Origin of the sequence: Paraburkholderia lacunae, from assembly GCF_003353175.1 — a bacterium.
Classification (GTDB): Bacteria; Pseudomonadota; Gammaproteobacteria; order Burkholderiales; family Burkholderiaceae; genus Paraburkholderia; species Paraburkholderia lacunae.
Map to the genome: position 1 here is coordinate 37513 of NZ_QHKS01000006.1, position 18527 is coordinate 56039.

The window sequence follows — 18527 nt, forward strand, 5'->3', positions numbered from 1 at the left end:
GCGCAGCATTATTGCAAACGGGTTGTTGCTGTCGTAGAGCATGGCGGTTCGTTAGAGGTCAGTTGTGTGAGGTTGGCGATGAGATCAGCACGATTATCGGCTGACGTCTGGACGAACTTCAACTCCTGGACAAGGCGAGGCTGAAATCCGCGAGGCGTGGCGACGGCCGGGGAGAATCGTCGCGCTGTGGCGATCACCGCCCGGTCAGCATCCGGAGGATTTTCTGTACGATACGCTCATGCTGCTCAAGCGCCTCATCGAGCGTACCTGCTCCATAGCTCTTGTTGTCTCGCGCTTGCATTCCGGCGATGCGCGTCACGAACAACAGGGCCTCCCCGGTACTCGTTTTGGAAACGCCGCGGAAGCGGGTCGTGACCGTCACACCGAATTCTTCCAGCAATGTGCGGCGGAAGATCAGTTCGTTCTCGGACATCCAGCGCGACCACTCGCTGCTGTCGAACACCTCGACAGGCCTGTTCTTCTCATCGAGGACGTAGAATTGTTCCCGCCTAGGCGGGACAGTGCGGGATTTCATATTTCAATGGGAAGGCGCGAGCAGGAAGCCGATCGCCTCTTGCCACCAGGTTTCGTCGACGCGGCCAATCCAGTCGTTATGTTCAGCCGCCTTCACCACCATCAGTTGTCTCGGTGCGGCCAGCGAGTTGTAGAGCGCTTCGCCGAACTGCGGGGGGACTATGCTGTCGCGTTCCGCAATCACGACGAGAACAGGGCGGCCGAACGACGCCAGGTGGCTCACGCTGTCGTATCGGTCGCGCAGCAGCCACTTCACGGGCAGCCACGGATAGTAGTAAGCGGCGACGTGCTCGAGTCGATCCCATGGCGTGATGAGCAGCAAGCCCGCGGTCTTGTCGCGTTCACGCGAGCCGGCCGAGGCCACCACGCCGGACCCGAGCGATTCACCGATGAGCAGCAGCGGCGCGCCATAGAGGCGATGCGCCAGAGCGATGGTCTGTTGGGCATCAGCGACCAGACTCTCTTCGCCCGGTGTGCCGTCGCGCGGCCCGTAGCCTGGATATTCGGCGAGGATCACGCGCAGCCCGAGCCGGGTGAGCGCTGCGGCGTAGAACGAACGGTGCCCGGCATGCCCCGCATTGCCATGAAAGACAATGACCGTGGCGCGCGCAGATCCGGCCGGCTCGGCCACGAGGCCCCGAAACGCCTCAGGTGTCGGCCAGGCGCGAAGTCCGTCGGACGCGAGGTCCTCGATTGCGGCCTTCTCAGGGAAGTAGATAAAACGATCCTGCAAGATGGCGACTCCTGCGAACACGGTCAGACACGCGACGGTGAGACGCAGCATCAACCCGGTGAATTTCATCGCCTCGAGCCCGATCCATCAATCTCCGCTACAGTGCCGCGATGAACTCGTTCCACGGCGTCGCTTGGAGGGTCTCGGTGGCGGCGTGTCCGTAGCCTCGGATGATCAATGCCGCCAGTTCGAGCTGTTTCAGATCGTTCGATTCAACAACGTCCACGACGTCGAAGCGCCCGAGTGTCAGATAGCTGTCCTTCCAGGTGACGGCAGGGCATGCGGCCCTGATCTTCTCGGCCACTGTGGCGGCGAGTTGCTTCAGGTCCTCGGGATCCTTGAACGCGTCAGGAGCGAGACGACTGAGGATGACGTACGTAGCCATGACATACCTCCGTGCAAAAAATTGCTCCGCAAGCGGGCACGGCAGTCACGCCGAAGCAAACGGCCGCGTGTCAAGCGGATGTGTTGCTGCGCGTCTTGGTGGCGCCGAAGTGCAAATAGCCCCGGCGGGTTGGACCGGGGCCGTCAGGTAGGTCAGTGCAGTTGTCGCTTCAGGTCAGAAAGTTCCGAATGCATCGAACTGACTGCATTCGTGATCCTGGCATCGAGACCGCCGGCCTGTTGGCAAGCGCGCTCTGCACGATCACCGATCCGTTCGAGATCATCGACCCATTGCCGGATTCGACCCTCATCCCTGGACGACATGACCTTCTTTGCCGATTTGCATTCGTTATCGAGCTCGTCCACCCACTTCATCAAGTCCTTTGGAATCGTCGCGACGGCATGGCAGGTCCGTGATGCCTCGCTGACGGTTTGCTGCAGATGAGTAAAGCGCTTTTGGATTTCGCTGGCTTGCAACATGATGCCCCCTTTCTTGAACATCAGTTCCAGATGAATTCGGGCAGCAGGTAACGGCGTGTTGCCCGTGCCATGGCCATTCGCCTGCTTCAATCGGCTGCCAGCGACGTTGCATTGCGTCAAAGCAGCACCCGAGCACGCGAAAGACGCTTTTCTAGTGTAGGCCATCGTCGCGCGTCTGCTCCGATGTGTCCCCGAAGCCAGCGCGTAGGGCTTAGCTACTGCGCAATCGTGCCATCGGGATATCGGGATCTCGGATATGCAACACCGTGGTCAACCCGCGTACGGGCCAGCACACGGCGGTTCGACAAGGATTGCGAAATTTGGGTAGCGGTGGCGGACGGTTGAAGTGTGGACTGAAGCGGCACGGCGTCGGATCAGATCGACCCCCGTCGATCCCTCGACCACCGGGTTGAACGTGACCGTCACGATCGCAGTCATCGTTCACCCCGGACACATTTGCCCGCGTCTTGCGACCATGCGTGGACTACAGCGCCGGAATCACGCTCGGAAGCTCAAGATGGGACTCCACGCGCTTGACACCCGGCACGCCCTCGGCCGCAATGTGGATGGCGCGCTTTTCCTCTTCGGATTCGATCACGCCCCACAGATGCGCGACACCGTCCTTGACGAGCACGCCCTGTTTCGGCAACCCCCAGCGCTGCCCGTGCATGTTCAGGACTATCGCGTCGCGCAGGCTCGCATCATCGTGCGAAACCGAATCCACGGCCGGAGCGACGCTCGCGAGTGCGCGGATCAGATTCGAACGGCTGACGATTCCGACTAGCTTGCTGTCCTTCAATACCGGCACGCTTTTGAGATGCCGGCGCTCCATGAGGTCTGCGATCTGATCGAGCCGCATGTCCTCGGAAATGGAAATCACCTGGTCGCACATCACGTCGCCGACGACCTGCCCATGCTCCTTCACATACATCGCGGCTTGCTCGCGAGGCGACGACAGCAGAAATTCAAGCCACCACCGGCGCTTCCCATGGACAGTGCCGTTCTCCACGCGATGCAGCAGATCGCCCTCGCCGACAATGCCAACGACCTGTCCGTTCGCATCGACGACCGGCATGCCGCTGATACGGTTGTCGACAAACAGTCGTGCCGCCTCGTGTATCGTCATGTCCGGTGTGGCGGTGATGACGGACGTAGTCATAATGTCGAGTGCGCGCATGGTCGCTCCTCCCGCGTGTTCGCGACGGGTCCCCATCTGTTGCTCCCGTCGCACGATTTCGGCAAACGCACCGGCGACAAAGCGCGCGGCGCTGGGGCGCCGTCAGAATTGCGTCATTCCTCCTTGACCGGCTCGCCGTGCGACCTGCAGACACGTTCCACCAGCGCATCCACAAACGTAAGCCACTTCGCGTAATCGCGGCATGAATAGAAAAACACGAACGATGCGATTCCCCATCCGTGAAGCATACATCTGAAAGCGACAGCACATCTGTCTACTCGAATCGTGAAGGGCTCTCAAAAGCCCGGCGGCGGCGATCGGGTTACGCGGACCATGCTTGTCACGCTCTTCGGCGAGCCGCCCGTGGCGACCTGGCTGACTTGCCCGTTGGGCAGGTTCTGCACCCAATACGCTTCTATCTTCCCGACCAGATCCGGCGGCGGGGTGCCGTAATTTTCAGCGGCTGCCTCTTCCCGGCCCTCATGGAGAGCCCACTGGAAGAACGCTAGCGCAGCGGTCGAGTCAGCCTTGTTGTCGGCTTTCAGCAAGATGAATACGACGCCGGGAATCGGCCAGGCCCGGTCGCCCGGAGGATTGGTGACGACCTGGTAGAAATCATCCGCACGGTCCGAAGCCACTGTTTCCACCGCAGCCTTGAAACTCGCGGCCGATGGCTCGACAAATGCGCCAGTTTTATTCTGAACGGTCGCATAGGCGACGGGCGCCGGGCCCGTGTAGGCCAGTTCGACATAGCCGATCGCGCCCGCGATCCGCTTGACGTAGGTGGCGACGAGCTGGCTACCCGTGGCGTTGAGCCCCACGGGCCATTTGACCGTCAGGCCGCTGCCCACCTGCTCGCGCCATTGCGCACTCACGGCGCACAGGTAGTTCGTCCAGTTGAAGGTCGACCCGGACCGGTCACCGCGATGAACCACGACGATTTTCAGATCAGGAAGCGCGAGCCCGGGATTGACCGCCTTGATGGCCGGGTCGTTCCATTCGGTGATCTTGCCCAGGTAGATGTCCGCCAGCAGCGCACCCGTCAAGCGAAGCTGTCCCGGCGCAATGCCTTCGAGGTGGACCACCGGCACGAGGCCACCGGCCGCCACCGGAAACTGGATGAGTCCCGATGCGCGCAATTCGTCTGATTTCAGCGGCATGTCCGAGGCACTAAAGCTCACCGTAGCCGCTTTCAACTGATCAATGCCATTCCCGGAGCCAATGGCATGAAAAATCACCTGCTGGCCGGTTTTGTCGTAATAGGTCGCGGCCCACTTCTGCACCAGGGGATCGAAGAAGCTCGAGCCGGCCCCCGTGATACCTCCTGCCGCCTGCGCTGTCACCGCATGGCACGCGACGAGGCACGTAACCGCAATCCACCGAAACGCCGGCCACAGGTCGCGGGCCGTTCCGGGAATGAGTGCGGAGAACACAACGACAACGGTTCGCTGGAATTTGGTGTGCATGGCGGCGACCCCCACGGAGCTGTTGGGTTGCGCCTGCCCACCCCGCCAAATGGCTGCGGCACGCCGGCAGGTACGACTGCACTGTAGGCGCTGACCAAATGCGCATGAATAAGGCGTCGTTGGGAAAAGAGGCTAGGGGATTGCCCTATTCAGCGTTCGGGCTCCGCCCTATTGGCTCTCGATCCACTGGATGGCGAAGCGCATCAGCTCCTTGCCGCTACGGATATGCAGCTTGTCTTTGATGTTGGCCTGATGCGCCTCGATGGTCTTCACGCTTCGATTCAGTTTCTCGGCGATTTCGCGAGTGCTGAAGCCGAGTCCGATCAGGTGCAGGACCTCGAATTCCCGTTCCGAAAGGCTCGCGATTGGGCCCTCCGGTTTTTTTCGGGGGGCTGCAAGGCCCCGCGCCAGCTTTTCGTGCATGGCGGCGCTCAAATAAATATTGCCTGCCAGCACTTCGCGGATGGCGTTCACGACATGCTCGGTGGCCTCGAGTTTCATTAGATACCCGTTGGCCCCGGACCGTAGTGCGCGTTCGGCGAACAGGCTTTCGTCATGCATGCTGAGGACGAGGATTGCCAGATCCGGGTAGCGGTGGCGGAGCGTCTTGACGAGATCGAGGCCGGAATCCGATTTCAGACTAATGTCCACAATGGCCATGTCAGGCTGGCTGGCCATCGCCGCCATCGCCGCCAGCGCTTCTTCGGCGCTGCCGGCCGCACCACAGACGTGCAGATTCCCTTGCAGATTCAGCAAGTGCGTCATCCCGTCCCGGATGATGGGGTGGTCGTCCACGATCAGGATTTGAGTCGCCCGGTCTGGGTTAGACGATTTTCCGTGCACGGCCCGGTCCCTCCGGTAGCGGATAGCTGAGGGCGACCGTGGTGCCCCCGAAAGCATTGCGGGCCACCGTGCAGGCGCCGCCCAGAAGGCTTGCCCGGTGACGCAGGCTGTGAAGTCCCAGTCCCGCGGCGCGCTCCATTTCTTCCTGGCCGACGCCCACCCCGTCGTCGCTGATTGAAAGCGTCTGCATACCGTCGACCTGCTCCAGGTCGATCCAGATGCGCCGGCCGTGGCTATATTTCAGCGCGTTGTTGACTGCTTCCTGTGCCGCACGGTAGAGGTTGATCTGCATCAGCGGGTCCAGCAAGTCCACATCCGGCGCGATCCGCAGCACGCAATCCACGCCATTGAGTGTGCGAGCCGTCTCCGCCAGCCCATGCAGTGCGGCTGCAAGGCCACCGTATTCCATCGCGACCGGGTCCAGGCCGTGGGCAATCCTGCGGGTCATCAAGGACGCCTGCTTCACCAATTCGACGATGGTAGTGGCGTCGGCGGAGGCCGGGTGATCCTGCGCCTGCAGTTTCTGATTCATGGCGGCGCAGTACAGACCCAGGCTGGTCAGGTGCTGCCCAAGTCCGTCATGCAGTTCCTGGCCGATGAGTCTCTGCTGCTGATCGCCGATCTGGATCAGCTCTCCTTCCAGCAGACGGCGTTGCGCCATCTCCTCCTTGAGTTCGTTGTTGGTCTTCTCCAGGTCTTCGGTTCGCTCCCGGACGCGCTGTTCCAATTCGATGTGCGATATCTGCAGCAGGCTATACGCGTGCTTCTCCTGAGCACGTGCCGCCACCAGCAGCAGTCCGGTTATCGCCACGACGTTCGCGAAGGTGCACCACCTCACGAGGCTGTCCACCGGAGTTTCGGCGGCGAAGGGGCCCGTGCCGTGGGTGGTACCCCAGATGGCCACGGCTGAGACCACCAAGGTCGCGACGCTGGTGCCCAGGTGATTGAAGCGCAGAGCCGCCCAGATCACAAACGGAAAGATCGCCAAGGCGGCAGGATAGTAGCCGTGCCCGGCAAGTTGCGGGGCGCCGAAGATGAGATGGCTCACCCAGAAGGTCGCAACGGCGAGTCCGCACGCCTCGACAGTCTGCTCCGCGGAGCGGACAGGATTCGAATAAGTGAGGAAGCTGAACAGCGGCGGGGCCACGACCAGGACCCCCATCATGTCGCCGAGCCACCATTTCAGAAAGGCTTCGCCGTACTCGGTGACCGGCACCAGTCCCCCTCCAAGCAGGGCGGTCGCGCCAATCAGCGCACTGACCGCCGTGCTCACCACCGCAGCCAGGCCGATGAAGGCCAACACGTCATTGACGCGGTCGAGGGTGAACTGGAAGCGGGCCGCGCGGTTCAGCAATAGGGCTGCCGTCAAGGCTGCAACCATGGCGCCGGTGCTAATCACCGCGGCCACGGCTACGGGCACGCCCCCTGATACGTTTGCCAGGAAGGAGCCAATGGCAATTCCCGGGGCAACTGCGAAGCCCAGAGCAAGCAGCGCAACAAGGGCGATGCCGCTGGAAGGCCACACTAGAGAGACTGCGCCGCCCACTACCGCATAGGCAAGTCCCGCCTTTGCACCTGCGTAATACGCCAATGCAACAATTCCGGTGTACAGGACGAGGCGAAACCTGGAATTGCCCCGAATGGTAACCATGGTTCGCCTCAAATCCTGTGGGACAGATCCGTGTGGGCGGCAAGACGTTCTTTCGTCAGTCGGAGTGCCAATTCGCTTCTGCGTGACGAAATTTGCGGGAGAGTGAGTCGCTTTCGGTCCCCCTCGTATCAAGACAAAGTCAGTGGGTCACTCTGTGCGCTTGTTCCCGACCTGACGTAATGATTGATTGTGGTGTTAGCCACCGCGTTAATCAAGCGCTACGCGGCGCTCCCTGGTCTCGTTGCTGTCGCCCCGGCGTACGTCAACCGGCTGCGCCGGTTCTGTTCTTCGCCGTTTCGAAATACTCCACGATCAAACCGTCGGGATTGCTCGCGATCAGGTTGGGTCCCGCCGGCGTGTCGCGTGGCGCGCCAAGAATCGCGGCACCATGCCTTTCTAGCCAGGCGTTGGCGGATTCCAACGAGTCGACCGTCAACGTCGCTTGTACATGTCGCACCGGGGCGAGCACCTTGTCGTCGCCGGCAAGCAGAATGAATCCGCCGATCACAGCGACTTCAACGCCGGCCTGGGGAAATGAATTCCTCTTCTCGCACTTGCAACTGGGTTTCGCCGCTCAGTCGGCCGTGCGCCGCTCGAATATCTGAATCAATGGCGCATGACAATTGCGCGCACGGCATTGCGACACTCGGAAGAACGGTTGGTCGACATCGCCGCGCGTATCGGGTACCTGTCCGATACAGCTTTCAGCATCGCGTTCAAGCGATGGACCGGACAGAGCCCGGGGCGTTACCGGGCAGATGGCAGGCGAGCGGCCGAAGTATAAATACCGGTGACGTAAAAAAACCGCGCGCCAGGCCGGCCGCGCGGTTCAATCCTCCAGACCGGCAGAGCCGGTTCGGCTCTGCCCTTCATGCCACACCGCTACGGCTTGCGCGGAAACTCGAACGCGTCGAACAGATCGTCGATGGCGGGCGCATTGACCGGCACATACGGATGCGTCTGCAACTGGATCGGATTCGGCAGATTGTCGCGGCTTCTGTTCGTGATCGGCTTCAGATGCCAGTTGCGGTCGATGAACTTCACGATCGACGCGTGATCCGCATACTGGTGCACGACACGGCCACCGCGCGAGTATGGCGATACGACGATCATCGGAATGCGCGGCCCGTCGCCGAAGAAATCGAGCGGCTGGATGTAGCCTGAGTCGTAGTAGCCGCCGCCTTCGTCGGTCGTGACCAGGATCGCAGTCGAAGCCCACAGGTTCGGGTCGCGCTGCACCTTGTCGACCAGCTTATGCACGAACGATTCAAAGAGCCCGAACTTCGACGACTCCGGGTGCCCGTCGAGCAGACCGCCTGGCTTCACGAACGAAACCGCCGGCAGCGTGCCGTTCGCAATGTCCGCGTACAGATCGGTTGTGTCCTTCAGGTGCGCATTGACGAGCGCGGGGTTCGTCATGATCGCGGTTTCATACAGGAACGGGTTGCAGATATTGCAGTAGACACTCGTGTCCGGCGTCTTCACAAACGTATTCCAGCCTTCGCCGTAGTACTTCCACGAGATGTTCTTCTCGATCAGCGTATCGGCGATCGTGCGCACCGGCGACGGCGGGATCGTGAACGTACTCGTATTGACCGTGCCGTCCCCGTTGTAGCCGGGGTTGTAGTTGTTCAGCAGGTAATACGTGTTCGGCGCGCACTTCGCGTCCGGCTTGTACGGCAGGCGGTCCAGGTAGTGGCGCAGCGTGCCGGCGCCGGGCTGATGACTGTCCGAGCAGTTGGTATACGTGCCGCCCGAATAGCCGTCCTGCGTGTACCAGTTGTTGGTGTTCGCCTGCGGCAGCGGATTCTCGATCTGATCCGCCGGCGGCTTCGTGGCATTGCCGTTGCCGTCCGTGTAGTAGAGCGCATCGGCGGTGCCGATCATGATGCTGTTCGCGCCTGTGCCGCCCATCACCGGTTGGTGATAGTTGTCGCTGATCGTGAATTGGCGCGCAAGATGCGTGAAGTACGGCATGTCGCCGGTATTCACGTTGTAATAGCCGAGCGCGGTCGCTCCTTCACCGGTCGTCTCGTCGTTGAAGTTCGCGGGCCGCGGCTTGCCGTTCGAACCGGCGCCCACCGACGTCTCCACCCACGCGAACAGATCCATCTGGCAACCGCTCGGATTATCGAGCGTGGCGTGATCGAGGTTGCAATCGGCCTGTTGCCAATTCTGGTAGAAGCGGTGCACCGGGCTGTTGATGTACTGGTCATAATCGGGACCGACGCGCGAGATCTGATACGGTCCGTTCGGCAGGTTATACGTGTTCGAGCCGAAGCGCGTATCGACGCTATGAGTGGGCAAACCGGTCGCACCGGTGGTCAGGTGCACGACGTCCCACGGCTCTATCATTGCGCCCTCAGCGGACTGCGCCGCGGCGAGCGTGGCGAACGGCGGCGGACTGGTATCGCTCGGCGCGCTTGCCGTATTGCCGGTATTGGGTGCCGGCAGCACCGTATAGGGCTGCTTGCCGCCAGGCGCCATGTCGAAGCGCTTCGGGTCCGTGGCACTGGCCGTGTATTGCGCGGCCAGCGCGAAGTTCGGGCCCGGTTTGCCGTCGGCTGTGATGATGCCCTTCGACAGCAGGTTCGCCACCGTCTGCCCCCGGCGCGGTGTGTAAGCGCCGAATACGTGATCGAACGTGCGGTTCTCGCCGACCACGACGATGACATGCTTGATCGGCGACGCGGTGTTCACTGCCGCAGCCGCTAGCGCGGCCTGCTGCTCGCTTTGCGCGACAGCCGGGCAGATAGCCGCGGCAAGCGCGACGGAAACGGCGCCGCAAAGCAAGCCGCCTCTAAATGTTGGTGTGTTAATTACATTGACAATTTTTTTCACGAACGCCTCCATGACGTTACTCGGACGAGCAAGCGGTAATGTGGCGTGTGGAAACAACGGGCAGCTCCTTTCGTGGAGACGCTGCCTCTCTTACAAAGCGTTACGACGGGAAGAAATTATAGGGAGGCAATGACAATGCCGGGACAAAAAAAAGTCGATGGCGTGTGAATTTTCTAACGAATTACTTTCACCGCAATTCACATTGCATAATTCACCCGCGGCGCTGGACTGGACGACGATGATACGCTCGCAGCAAAGGCCGCGAGCGCATCATTGTTCATTGCTGTTATCTCGTCGCTTCAGCATGAACCGGCACCAAGTTTTCATATGTCTTTTCTAACGAATTACTTTCATCGCAATTCACATTGCATAATTCACCCGCGGCGCTGGACTGGACGACGATGATACGCTCGCAGCAAAGGCCTCGAGCGCATCAATATTCATTGCTGTTATCTCGTCGCTTCAGCATGAACCGGCACCAAGTTTTCATATGTCTTTAGCGCGGCTGTGCAAAAAACGCCGCGCTTGGGTGCCGGGTATGTGAGACTTTCCCGTTAAATAGCAAACGACTGCTTTCGAGAAATCTAAAAGTCGCTTCGGTCGGCAAGGAGCATTCGAATTTCTTGTGGAGTGGCCATTCGGCTGTGCTCCTCCTCAACAGCGGCCTCAGCGAATCTCCACCTCGATAAAGACCACTTCACGGTCGGTCGCGTTGACGACGTTGTGTTCCACCCCCTTCAACCCCGCGTAACTGTGCCCGGCGCGCAGTTGCGACTCCCGATTGCCTTGCGCTGTCTCGAGGAGAAGCTGGCCGTCCGTTTGCGGCACCACGACATAGTCATGCCCGTGAACATGCCAGCCGGTCTCAGCACCGGGTGCAAATCGCCACTCGGTGACGATCACGCGTTCATTCGATACCTGCTGCGTTGGAACTGCCGGCGGGCGAGCCATGAGAGTTTTTGCCTCGGTAAAGTGGGCGACGAGGTTTGTCGGGTAGCCGATAGGCCGCTACGACAGGCGCGCCATAACCTGCTGGCGGCGACTCCGTCGTGCGTCATCATGCGGCTCGGGTTCGATACATCTATTCATCATTCTGAAGACGAAGCGCTTCATTTGACATGTACAGTGCCTTTGCTCTTACCAACACAGTTGCATTCACCGGTGAGATACATGAGGGCCGCCATTTCTGGTCGAGCTCACCATGCAGGTGGCTTTTGCACGCGCAACCCTGAGGCCGCTCGGGACGATCCGGTACGCGTTGCGACGGAAATCCGCGTGGAACTGGAAAGCGGCACGGCGGCGCACATGTCGGGCGCCCTCTATGTCAGCTGCTCGGGTCGTGACGGGCCCCACCTGGGAGCGCAGCATGCGGAGTTGCAGACGGTGCGATATGCGCCGGGTGAGGTACCGCTGGTACCTGAAGGATCGGCCGTGTGGGAGCAGTTGTCGCGTGACTGGCGAGTAACAGGCTCCGTAGCGGAGTAGCTACATAAACGACGCGGCGCTGCTCCTCGAAATCTACTGAACACTCGCCTGAACATGCAGATAGACTTGGAATTATTCTAATAGACGCTGCCGCACATACGTCGGTAAATCGAGGCGGATGCCCGTGCCTCGATCTTCCCGGCGCTCCGGTCCGGTACGCCAACAGCCATACGTCCGCAGCCCTGACAGAATCATGCACGCCCTCTTCAAACCATGGCTTGTCAATGACGCGTTTGGCGACCCGGGCCTCTACGTGGACTTTTGCGACGAACGGCGTGCCCTCCTTTTCGATCTTGGCGATATCTCCAGGCTGCTGCCCGGCCAACTGATGCGTTTGTCGCATGTGTTTGTTACCCATACGCATATGGACCATTTTTCCGGCTTCGATCATCTCCTGCGCGTGATGCTCGGACGCAAGGCTGGCATTGTGATGTTTGGCGGTCCAAACTTTCTCGAACAAGTCGAACACAAGCTGAGCGCCTATACCTGGAACGTGGTCCATCGCTACGAGGTCGAGCTGGTGATCGACGCGCGCGAAATCGGAGTGGACGGTAGCGGCCAGCGCGCACTCTTTTCAAGTCGGAGACGGTTCGCCCGCGAAGCCGGTCCACCCTTCGAACGATCTGACGACGTGGTGCATAACGAAGCAACCTTTCGCGTGCGCGGCCGGTTTGTCGATCATGACATCCCGTGCGTGGCGTACGTGCTCGAGGAGAAGGCCCGCGTCAACGTCGCGAAGGACCGGCTCGCGGCGCTGGGGGTGTCGACGGGTGCGTGGCTGCGCGAACTGAAACATGCGGTGCTGACCGGCGCCCCTGACGAGTCGCCAATTGAGGTACGGTGGCGCGATCGGCATGGCGAGCACGCCATGACTCGCCAGGTCGGCGAACTGCGTCACCTGATCGTCGACATCGTTCCTGGCCAGCGCATTGGTTACGTGACGGACTTGCGCTATACGGAATCGAACGTAGAGACCCTGGCGGAGTTGATGCACGACGTGGATCTGCTTTTTATCGAGAGTGTATTTCTTGACGAGGACAAGGCGCATGGCCTGCGCAAGAATCACCTGACGGCCGGCCAGGCCGGTCTGATCGCGCGCCGGATCGGCGCCCGGGCGGTTGTGCCGTTCCACTTTTCGCCGCGTTACGAAGGACGCTCGGCAGCACTGATTGCAGAAGTGCAGGCGGCATGGTCCGCTACGTCGGTCCAGACCCATTGTGATCAACGGCGCGGCGAATAGACGCCGACATACGCGTGCAAGACGAGGGCCAGCGGGAATGGTTCGCCGGCCCGGGTGGAAAAAGCCGTGTGCCAAGGCCGGGACGTGACCCGTGCACACGGCCCCGGATCAATTATCGGAGGCTGCAACGACCCCCGAGCGTTCATCGAGCAGCAGACGGCCTGCGCGCGCACCACCATCAAAATCGAAGAGTCCGTTCAGCGACCCGGCGACCGCATCGGCTGAACCGTTGCCAATGCGCTTCACCCCCCAGTTGTCTTCGATAAAGCGAATGATCGAGGACTGATCGGTCACCTGGTGGTCGATATAGTTTTTCTTCGCCCAAGGCGATATCACCAGCAGCGGCAGTCGCGGGCCGTAGCCGCAGCGCCCGTTTTGCGCGCCGCCTGCCGGATCGTTCGACCCGGGTTGGCCGCAGCTCCCCGCGGCCAGCAGCTGATCATCGACCGTGTTGGACTGGTAGACGATCGGTCCCATCACATGGTCGTACCATCCGTCGGAATCATCGTAGGCAATCACGATCGCAGTCTCACGCCACTCCGGTGAGCGCATGACATCGTTGATCACGCCCACGACAAACGTCTGCTCGTCCAGCGGATCGGAATATCCGGCGTGTCCATCCTGAAACGCTCGCGCTTTCAGGAAGCTCACCGCCGGCAGATTGTGATTGGCGAGCGCGGTGTGGAAGCGGCCCAAGTCGTACTGATGGTTGGCCTGGTCGGTTTTGCCGATCGCCGCATCCGAACCCGGCGGCAGGTGGTGCGCATTCTGCGTGCTCTTCCAGTACTGAAAGAACGCGTGGTGCGGTATGTAGTCGGCGCCCGCGCTACTGCCCGACACATTGTTATGGGCCAGCTTGCAGTCGTCAAAGCCCCCCATGAATGCGCCCCAGGTGATGCCTGAGGCGTTCAGGCGGTCGCCGATGTTTTCACCTGACATGGTGATCTGGGTGCGCTTGGGATTGGAGCACACGTCGCCCGCCGGGTCCGGATCGCCGATTACCGCGCCACTGTTGGCTCCGTTGGCAATATCGCCGGTCGCCGATAGGCCGTTGGTGATCGTTCCCATGTAGGTCGTGCCGGCGACAAGGTTCAGAAGACCGGGCGTCGATGGACCGAAGCTCGTTCCGAACGAGTTGTCACTCATCGCATAGTGCTGGGCGTAATTCCACAGCGCGGTCACGGTGTTGCCATCGTAGTAGCCGAGCGTGCTGTTCGGTCCGATGTTTGTGTCTTTGCAACTGTGCGCGAGGAAGCGGTCCATGAGTCCGTCGTGAAACGCGAACTGTTCGTCCGAGTAACCGTGATCCTGATCGCATGTCACAGGCACGCTGCGATCAATGCGAAACGGATTTGCTCCGTTGGGGTTGTGGTTAAGCAAACCCGCGCTCAACAGCGTGTTGGCTCTGGGGGTATCGTCCGCCGGTTTATTGAAGAAGCGCGAGCCGTCCTTATTGGGTTGTGCGTGCGGATAGGTGCCGAAGTAGTGATCGAACGAGACGTTCTCCTGAAAGATCACAACAATGTGTTTGATTGGGGTCTTGGTGGGAAATTCACCGTCCGAACGGGCCGGTGTCGAGACTAAAAGCCCAGCGCTTAGCATGGCCGCCAATATCCTGGCAGGCGTAATCCAATAAGGCTTCATCGTTTCCATGTACGGACTCCTTCATATATTGGTAACCACGGTGGAATGTTTCAGGAAAACACCTTGTCGAGGCTATCGGGATGAGGCGCTCGGAGCAGGGTAGGACTCAGCGTAGGCAGCGGGTATGACACCTGGGTGACAGTCGTTCTAACGTCGAAACCATTACCTGTCGCCCGGTGGGCGAGTATGGATACGTTAGTCGTGCGACGGTATTCATCAGATTCATCTAATCGCCACAACCGGGACACATTCTTGCCCCGTCATCGTCACGCTCAGCCGTTATCTTCCGGTAGGCCTTGTAACTTCTGGTGACGAATAACCAGGAGCCACCCCAATACCCCGTGCTGCGGCCATCGACCACCTCATCGTCTCGCGCCCGCAAAATACAGTCGGTCTTCTTCGAGGAACAATCATGAAGAATCATTCGCTCGACCGCGTATTCAAGTTGTGCGTCGTCGCGTCGGCAGTACTGCTTGCCGCACAGGCGAACGCCGATTCGGAAAACGACAGGGAATCCACGGAACACAACGGAAGGATGCCGCTGACGACCGGCTAGTACGTGACGCCCGCGTTTCTCAATGGCGCGGCCCCGCAGTCAGGAGCTTGCCGCTGACACGGACGACTGATCGCTCGCCTGTTTTGCGACCCTCGCTGTCGCCCAGTGTTGACCCGGATCGAGCAGGTTCGCGCTGAAATCGCAACACTGCGCGGCTAGCCGCGCGATTTCGGCACTGAGCGAGTGCGGCTGATCCACTCGGTGCTGCGCGACATTACCCGTCCTCACGGACACAGCCTGGAAATGGGTCCGTGACACGTTGGGCACCGTCAGCTCCGCTGCGCACCGGGTTGCCGGTCAGCACCACATGCGCAAAGCGGCTCGCGGCCAGGTCGCCGCACATCAGTGCGACCGGCTTGGTGCCCGCATGCGTCGGCGCGGCGTCGATCAGCACATCCTTCACGGGATAGCCGGCCACGGCGCATGCCGCCATCAGCTCGACGCGCAATTGCTCGAGCCAGCCATGGGCGCCGCGCTCCATCACTTGCGCGATGTCGTGTGGCTCGAACAAAGCCATGCGCGCCATACGCATCGCGAGTTCTGGATTGCCGCCGATGCCCAGACCCAGCACGCTCTCGACGCCTTGGCCGCGATGCCACGTAGAGGCCGCTTGCACCGCCCAATCGACAATCGAGTCCGAAGGGTTGAGCATTTTCAGCAACGCGCGGCCGGGTGCATCGCCATCGGTTAGCGCGATGCGCAAGTCGATGCCGCTGCCCTGGACGACGTTGTAGTAAATCTCAATCGGTACTTCGCCGGTTTGCCGCAACACACCGGCTTCGATGATCCGTGCGAGCGTGCCGCCGCCCCATTGCACGTCCATGCCGAGCGTGGCGAACACGCTGCAGCCGCCGATGCGCGCGAAGCCGTTCGATGCGCAAAGTTCATGCATTGCGTGTCCGATACGTCGGATCAGGTCGTCTGTTTCAATGATGTTCATAAGCGTAGCAAGCTGAGAGTTCGTCCGCGCAACACGGGGGGCAGCGAGCCCAACCGCGCTCGAGGCAACGAAAGCTAGACGCGCGGCGGCCCCATGCCGCCGTCACCGTGCTTGACAGCTTCGAGCCGCCGCCACAGTGTCGGCGAACTGAGTTGTGCCGGGTCGGCGGCCGCGATCACGTAGCCTTCGCCGTTGGCCCAAAACGCGACGCCCGCAGCTGGCAGCGCGTCGTGCAGGGCCGCCACCGGATGGTCAGGATCGCGGGTTGCGGCATTGCGGCCGACCTGCCTTTCATCGCCGCGCTCGCGGTAATGACTCCCGCCGCCGATGCTCGCGATACCGGTCACGATCGCCGACTGCATCGCCTCCGTCTCGCATTCGAGCGCTGGCGTCACGGTCGTCATATCGAGATCGCATAGTCGAACTGCAAGTCGGTGGCTGCTTGACCACCGCGCATGCCCCAGTTGTCGAACGGCTCCTCGCGCAGCAACACCAGAACGTGCAACGGGTCGATTCCGCGCAACTGCGCCACGTCGCGGGCAATACGGCGATACAGGCGGCGTTTCGCGTCGAGCGAGCGCCCGGCGAAGAGTGTGATTTCAATCGACAGATAATCGGTGGCGCCCAGCGGCGCAACGAAGTCCTCTGCGTCGAGGCCGGTGTGACGCGCCTGCAATTCGGCGTCGTTCACGCCGAGCGTCGCCTTCAATGCTTCGAACACCACGCCGATGAGTTGGGTTTTGTCCGCCGCGCTGCGTGGACCGCGTTCTTCTATTTTCACAATGGGCATGTCGTCACCTCGGGAGAAAGCGCTGCGCTGTCTAATGGATTCGGATAGGCGCGCGCTTGCATTTCGGCCAGCCGGCTCTGCGTGCGCGACAGGTCGTGCGCGCCCTCCAGACCGTCGAGGGCGGCAGCAATCGGTTGGTCGGATGCGATGAACAGCGCCCGCTTGCGGTCGTAGAGAATATCGACCAGCCACGCGAAGCGCTGCAACGTCTGGGGTCTCGCGAGCCAATGCGTGATCAATCGATCGACGATCAATCCTTGCCAGCGTTCGGCCAGATCCAGATAGTCGAGATGCGAGCGGCTCGCGATGCAGAGTTCGTCGAAATCTATCCACGCTAGCGCCTTGCCGGCCGCTCGCGCCTTCAATGGCCGGCCCGATGCGCAGAGCGTGCGCGGGCGCAACGTGTCTTCGCCTTCGTACCGCAGGAAGATGCGCCGCAACGCATCGCCGCTTGCCTTATCGAGCGGCGCAAAGAAACGTGGGCGTTCTGTCTGCTCGCCGCCGAAACGATAGTCGCGCGAGCCGTCGAAATGAATCACGGTGAAGCGCTGCTCGATCCGCTCGATAGTCGGCTGAAAACGCTCATGGAATTCCGGATTTGGCAGCAAACTCCGGGGGGCATAGTTCGAGGTCAGCACGACGCGCGTGCCGAGTTTGAGCGCAATGTCGAGAAAGCGGCCGATCAGGAACGCGTCGGCGATATCGTGCACATGGAATTCGTCGAAGCACAGCAACTCAACACCGGCGAGCCACTGCCGCGACACTGAGCCGAGCCGGTCGTCGCCGCGTGCTTCGTCGACGAGCCGCCGGTTCATCTCGCGCAAGAACTCGTGGAAATGGATGCGCCGCTTCGCGCAGCCGGCGAGTTCGAACACGGTATCGACGACGAGGCTCTTGCCGCGCCCTGGTAAGCCATAGCAATAGACACTCTGAACGCCGCGCGCCGTCTGCGCATGACCGAACCAGTTGCGCCGCGTGCGTGCGCCGAGCAGGGTGACCAGCGCGGCGATCGCGCGGCGCTGGCTGGTGTCCGGCACGATCGCGCGGGCCGCGAGTGCGCACACGACCTGAGCTTCGTCAATCATGGCGCGGCAACTCCGCAGGCGGCAAGAACGTTTCGAGCAACGGCCGCGGACTGCGCGTGCGGCTCGCAAGCAGATGATCGAGCGCGGCGTGCTGGTCGGCGAGACTCTTGTCCTGCGAGAGCTTGATGCGCGCTTCCTCGTGTTCCACCCGCACCCTCAACGCGAGAATATGCGGCGCAAAGCGCTTCACGCGCTCGTCGTGCGGGTCGAACTGATAGGGCGCGTCGTCCGGTTGCAAGCGGAGCGCCGTTTCGCGCAGTACGTCGAGCTTGTGCGCCGGATCGTTGACGATTTCCACGATGCCGCTCATGTGCACCGACACGTAGTTCCATGTCGGTAACTGACGTGTCACATAAGCTTCGGGCGGTATATAGCTGTCCGGTCCCATGAACACGATTCGCGCGTGAATGCGGCGCAGGCCGGCGAACTGCGGATTCGCTGCATCCACGTGGCCGAACAGGTCGCGGGAACCGGCCACGCGAAACAGCGGTACGTGATTTGCGTGCGGTTGCGGGCCGTCGATACTAACGACGAGCGCCAGCGGAAAGCTGTCAACGAGCGCGTCGATACGTTCCGGATCATTGAAGCGAAAAGCATCGTAGTGAAACGGCACAGGCGCAACGGCGGGGACTTCGGCTTCGGTCAGCATCATGGCTTTGTCGGGCAGTCGTGGTGTGA

At 61.1% G+C, this 18527-nt stretch carries 20 protein-coding genes; 3 read left to right on the forward strand and 17 right to left on the reverse strand.

The window, feature by feature from the left end:
• Positions 1-193 precede the first annotated feature (193 nt).
• The 9 genes from DLM46_RS10320 to DLM46_RS10360 form a co-directional block, all read right to left on the reverse strand.
• Entirely contained in the window at positions 194-535 is a 342-nt protein-coding gene (locus DLM46_RS10320; protein ID WP_115100677.1) for a hypothetical protein, read from the reverse strand.
• A gap of 3 nt (positions 536-538) precedes the next feature.
• Positions 539-1336, reverse strand: a complete 798-nt coding sequence (locus DLM46_RS10325; protein ID WP_115100678.1) for an alpha/beta hydrolase — start codon at positions 1334-1336, stop codon at positions 539-541.
• Positions 1337-1364: 28 nt separating this feature from the next.
• A complete protein-coding gene (locus DLM46_RS10330) occupies positions 1365-1652 on the reverse strand; it encodes a GYD domain-containing protein (RefSeq protein WP_115100679.1) in 288 nt (95 codons plus the stop codon).
• Between the two features lie 152 nt (positions 1653-1804).
• Positions 1805-2131, reverse strand: a complete 327-nt coding sequence (locus tag DLM46_RS10335) for a hypothetical protein (protein ID WP_115100929.1) — start codon at positions 2129-2131, stop codon at positions 1805-1807.
• A gap of 484 nt (positions 2132-2615) precedes the next feature.
• A complete protein-coding gene (locus DLM46_RS10340; RefSeq protein ID WP_115100680.1) occupies positions 2616-3308 on the reverse strand; it encodes a CBS domain-containing protein in 693 nt (230 codons plus the stop codon).
• Positions 3309-3604: 296 nt separating this feature from the next.
• Complete coding sequence (gene pstS, locus DLM46_RS10345; protein WP_244306055.1) at positions 3605-4789, reverse strand: phosphate ABC transporter substrate-binding protein PstS; 1185 nt, start codon at positions 4787-4789, stop codon at positions 3605-3607.
• A gap of 153 nt (positions 4790-4942) precedes the next feature.
• Positions 4943-5569 carry a response regulator gene (locus tag DLM46_RS10350; RefSeq protein WP_244306056.1) on the reverse strand — a complete coding sequence of 209 codons (627 nt, stop codon included), beginning with the start codon at positions 5567-5569 and terminating at the stop codon, positions 4943-4945.
• A 28-nt stretch (positions 5570-5597) separates the two neighbouring features.
• On the reverse strand, positions 5598-7268 hold the full coding sequence (locus DLM46_RS10355) for an MASE1 domain-containing protein (RefSeq protein WP_115100683.1): 1671 nt from the start codon (positions 7266-7268) through the stop codon (positions 5598-5600).
• A 262-nt stretch (positions 7269-7530) separates the two neighbouring features.
• Positions 7531-7776: a VOC family protein gene (locus DLM46_RS10360; protein WP_115100684.1), complete on the reverse strand. Its 246-nt coding sequence runs from the start codon at positions 7774-7776 to the stop codon at positions 7531-7533.
• Positions 7777-7806: 30 nt separating this feature from the next.
• Here DLM46_RS10360 and DLM46_RS10365 point away from each other — a divergent pair, with 30 nt between their 5' ends.
• Positions 7807-8052 (forward strand): helix-turn-helix transcriptional regulator, encoded by a 246-nt coding sequence (locus tag DLM46_RS10365; RefSeq protein WP_115100685.1) that lies wholly within the window; start codon positions 7807-7809, stop codon positions 8050-8052.
• Between the two features lie 98 nt (positions 8053-8150).
• Here DLM46_RS10365 and DLM46_RS10370 read toward each other — a convergent pair whose 3' ends face one another.
• Positions 8151-10121, reverse strand: coding sequence for an alkaline phosphatase family protein (locus DLM46_RS10370; RefSeq protein ID WP_115100686.1), 1971 nt, complete (start codon positions 10119-10121; stop codon positions 8151-8153).
• A gap of 654 nt (positions 10122-10775) precedes the next feature.
• The gene (locus DLM46_RS10375) at positions 10776-11060 is read right to left on the reverse strand and encodes a cupin domain-containing protein (RefSeq protein WP_115100687.1); all 285 of its coding nucleotides are present in this window, start codon (positions 11058-11060) and stop codon (positions 10776-10778) included.
• A 727-nt stretch (positions 11061-11787) separates the two neighbouring features.
• Here DLM46_RS10375 and DLM46_RS10385 point away from each other — a divergent pair.
• Positions 11788-12834, forward strand: a complete 1047-nt coding sequence (locus tag DLM46_RS10385; RefSeq protein WP_115100688.1) for a ribonuclease Z — start codon at positions 11788-11790, stop codon at positions 12832-12834.
• A 108-nt stretch (positions 12835-12942) separates the two neighbouring features.
• On the opposite strand, the gene DLM46_RS10390 is transcribed toward DLM46_RS10385, so the two are convergent.
• A complete protein-coding gene (locus DLM46_RS10390) occupies positions 12943-14487 on the reverse strand; it encodes a phospholipase C (protein ID WP_115100689.1) in 1545 nt (514 codons plus the stop codon).
• A 403-nt stretch (positions 14488-14890) separates the two neighbouring features.
• Here DLM46_RS10390 and DLM46_RS39355 point away from each other — a divergent pair, with 403 nt between their 5' ends.
• Positions 14891-15034, forward strand: a complete 144-nt coding sequence (locus tag DLM46_RS39355; protein WP_165847944.1) for a hypothetical protein — start codon at positions 14891-14893, stop codon at positions 15032-15034.
• A 214-nt stretch (positions 15035-15248) separates the two neighbouring features.
• On the opposite strand, the gene DLM46_RS10400 is transcribed toward DLM46_RS39355, so the two are convergent.
• From DLM46_RS10400 to DLM46_RS10420, 5 genes are all read right to left on the reverse strand, one after another.
• Positions 15249-15926 (reverse strand): fumarate hydratase, encoded by a 678-nt coding sequence (locus DLM46_RS10400; protein ID WP_165847945.1) that lies wholly within the window; start codon positions 15924-15926, stop codon positions 15249-15251.
• Between the two features lie 122 nt (positions 15927-16048).
• Complete coding sequence (locus DLM46_RS10405) at positions 16049-16378, reverse strand: hypothetical protein (protein ID WP_115100691.1); 330 nt, start codon at positions 16376-16378, stop codon at positions 16049-16051.
• On the reverse strand, positions 16375-16764 hold the full coding sequence (locus tag DLM46_RS10410) for a tautomerase family protein (RefSeq protein WP_115100692.1): 390 nt from the start codon (positions 16762-16764) through the stop codon (positions 16375-16377). The genes DLM46_RS10405 and DLM46_RS10410 overlap by 4 nt, the downstream gene beginning before the upstream one ends.
• Positions 16752-17849 carry a cell division protein ZapE gene (zapE, locus tag DLM46_RS10415; protein WP_115100693.1) on the reverse strand — a complete coding sequence of 366 codons (1098 nt, stop codon included), beginning with the start codon at positions 17847-17849 and terminating at the stop codon, positions 16752-16754. Before zapE ends, DLM46_RS10410 begins: the two co-directional genes overlap by 13 nt.
• A complete protein-coding gene (locus DLM46_RS10420) occupies positions 17842-18501 on the reverse strand; it encodes an FMN-binding negative transcriptional regulator (protein WP_115100694.1) in 660 nt (219 codons plus the stop codon). Before DLM46_RS10420 ends, zapE begins: the two co-directional genes overlap by 8 nt.
• Positions 18502-18527: the final 26 nt, after the last annotated feature.

What these genes read in the sequence shown, in the direction of transcription:
- DLM46_RS10390 (WP_115100689.1), bottom strand. Translation starts at nt 14,487, where the DNA reads ATGGAAACGATGAAGCCTTATTGGATTACGCCTGCCAGGATATTGGCG.
- DLM46_RS10385 (WP_115100688.1), top strand. Translation starts at nt 11,788, where the DNA reads ATGCACGCCCTCTTCAAACCATGGCTTGTCAATGACGCGTTTGGCGAC.
- DLM46_RS10370 (WP_115100686.1), bottom strand. Translation starts at nt 10,121, where the DNA reads ATGGAGGCGTTCGTGAAAAAAATTGTCAATGTAATTAACACACCAACA.
- DLM46_RS10400 (WP_165847945.1), bottom strand. Translation starts at nt 15,926, where the DNA reads ATGCATGAACTTTGCGCATCGAACGGCTTCGCGCGCATCGGCGGCTGC.
- DLM46_RS10335 (WP_115100929.1), bottom strand. Translation starts at nt 2,131, where the DNA reads ATGTTGCAAGCCAGCGAAATCCAAAAGCGCTTTACTCATCTGCAGCAA.
- DLM46_RS10340 (WP_115100680.1), bottom strand. Translation starts at nt 3,308, where the DNA reads ATGCGCGCACTCGACATTATGACTACGTCCGTCATCACCGCCACACCG.
- DLM46_RS10320 (WP_115100677.1), bottom strand. Translation starts at nt 535, where the DNA reads ATGAAATCCCGCACTGTCCCGCCTAGGCGGGAACAATTCTACGTCCTC.
- DLM46_RS10355 (WP_115100683.1), bottom strand. Translation starts at nt 7,268, where the DNA reads ATGGTTACCATTCGGGGCAATTCCAGGTTTCGCCTCGTCCTGTACACC.
- DLM46_RS10410 (WP_115100692.1), bottom strand. Translation starts at nt 16,764, where the DNA reads ATGCCCATTGTGAAAATAGAAGAACGCGGTCCACGCAGCGCGGCGGAC.
- DLM46_RS10325 (WP_115100678.1), bottom strand. Translation starts at nt 1,336, where the DNA reads ATGAAATTCACCGGGTTGATGCTGCGTCTCACCGTCGCGTGTCTGACC.
- DLM46_RS10420 (WP_115100694.1), bottom strand. Translation starts at nt 18,501, where the DNA reads ATGATGCTGACCGAAGCCGAAGTCCCCGCCGTTGCGCCTGTGCCGTTT.
- DLM46_RS10330 (WP_115100679.1), bottom strand. Translation starts at nt 1,652, where the DNA reads ATGGCTACGTACGTCATCCTCAGTCGTCTCGCTCCTGACGCGTTCAAG.
- zapE (WP_115100693.1), bottom strand. Translation starts at nt 17,849, where the DNA reads ATGATTGACGAAGCTCAGGTCGTGTGCGCACTCGCGGCCCGCGCGATC.
- DLM46_RS10405 (WP_115100691.1), bottom strand. Translation starts at nt 16,378, where the DNA reads ATGACGACCGTGACGCCAGCGCTCGAATGCGAGACGGAGGCGATGCAG.
- DLM46_RS39355 (WP_165847944.1), top strand. Translation starts at nt 14,891, where the DNA reads ATGAAGAATCATTCGCTCGACCGCGTATTCAAGTTGTGCGTCGTCGCG.
- DLM46_RS10375 (WP_115100687.1), bottom strand. Translation starts at nt 11,060, where the DNA reads ATGGCTCGCCCGCCGGCAGTTCCAACGCAGCAGGTATCGAATGAACGC.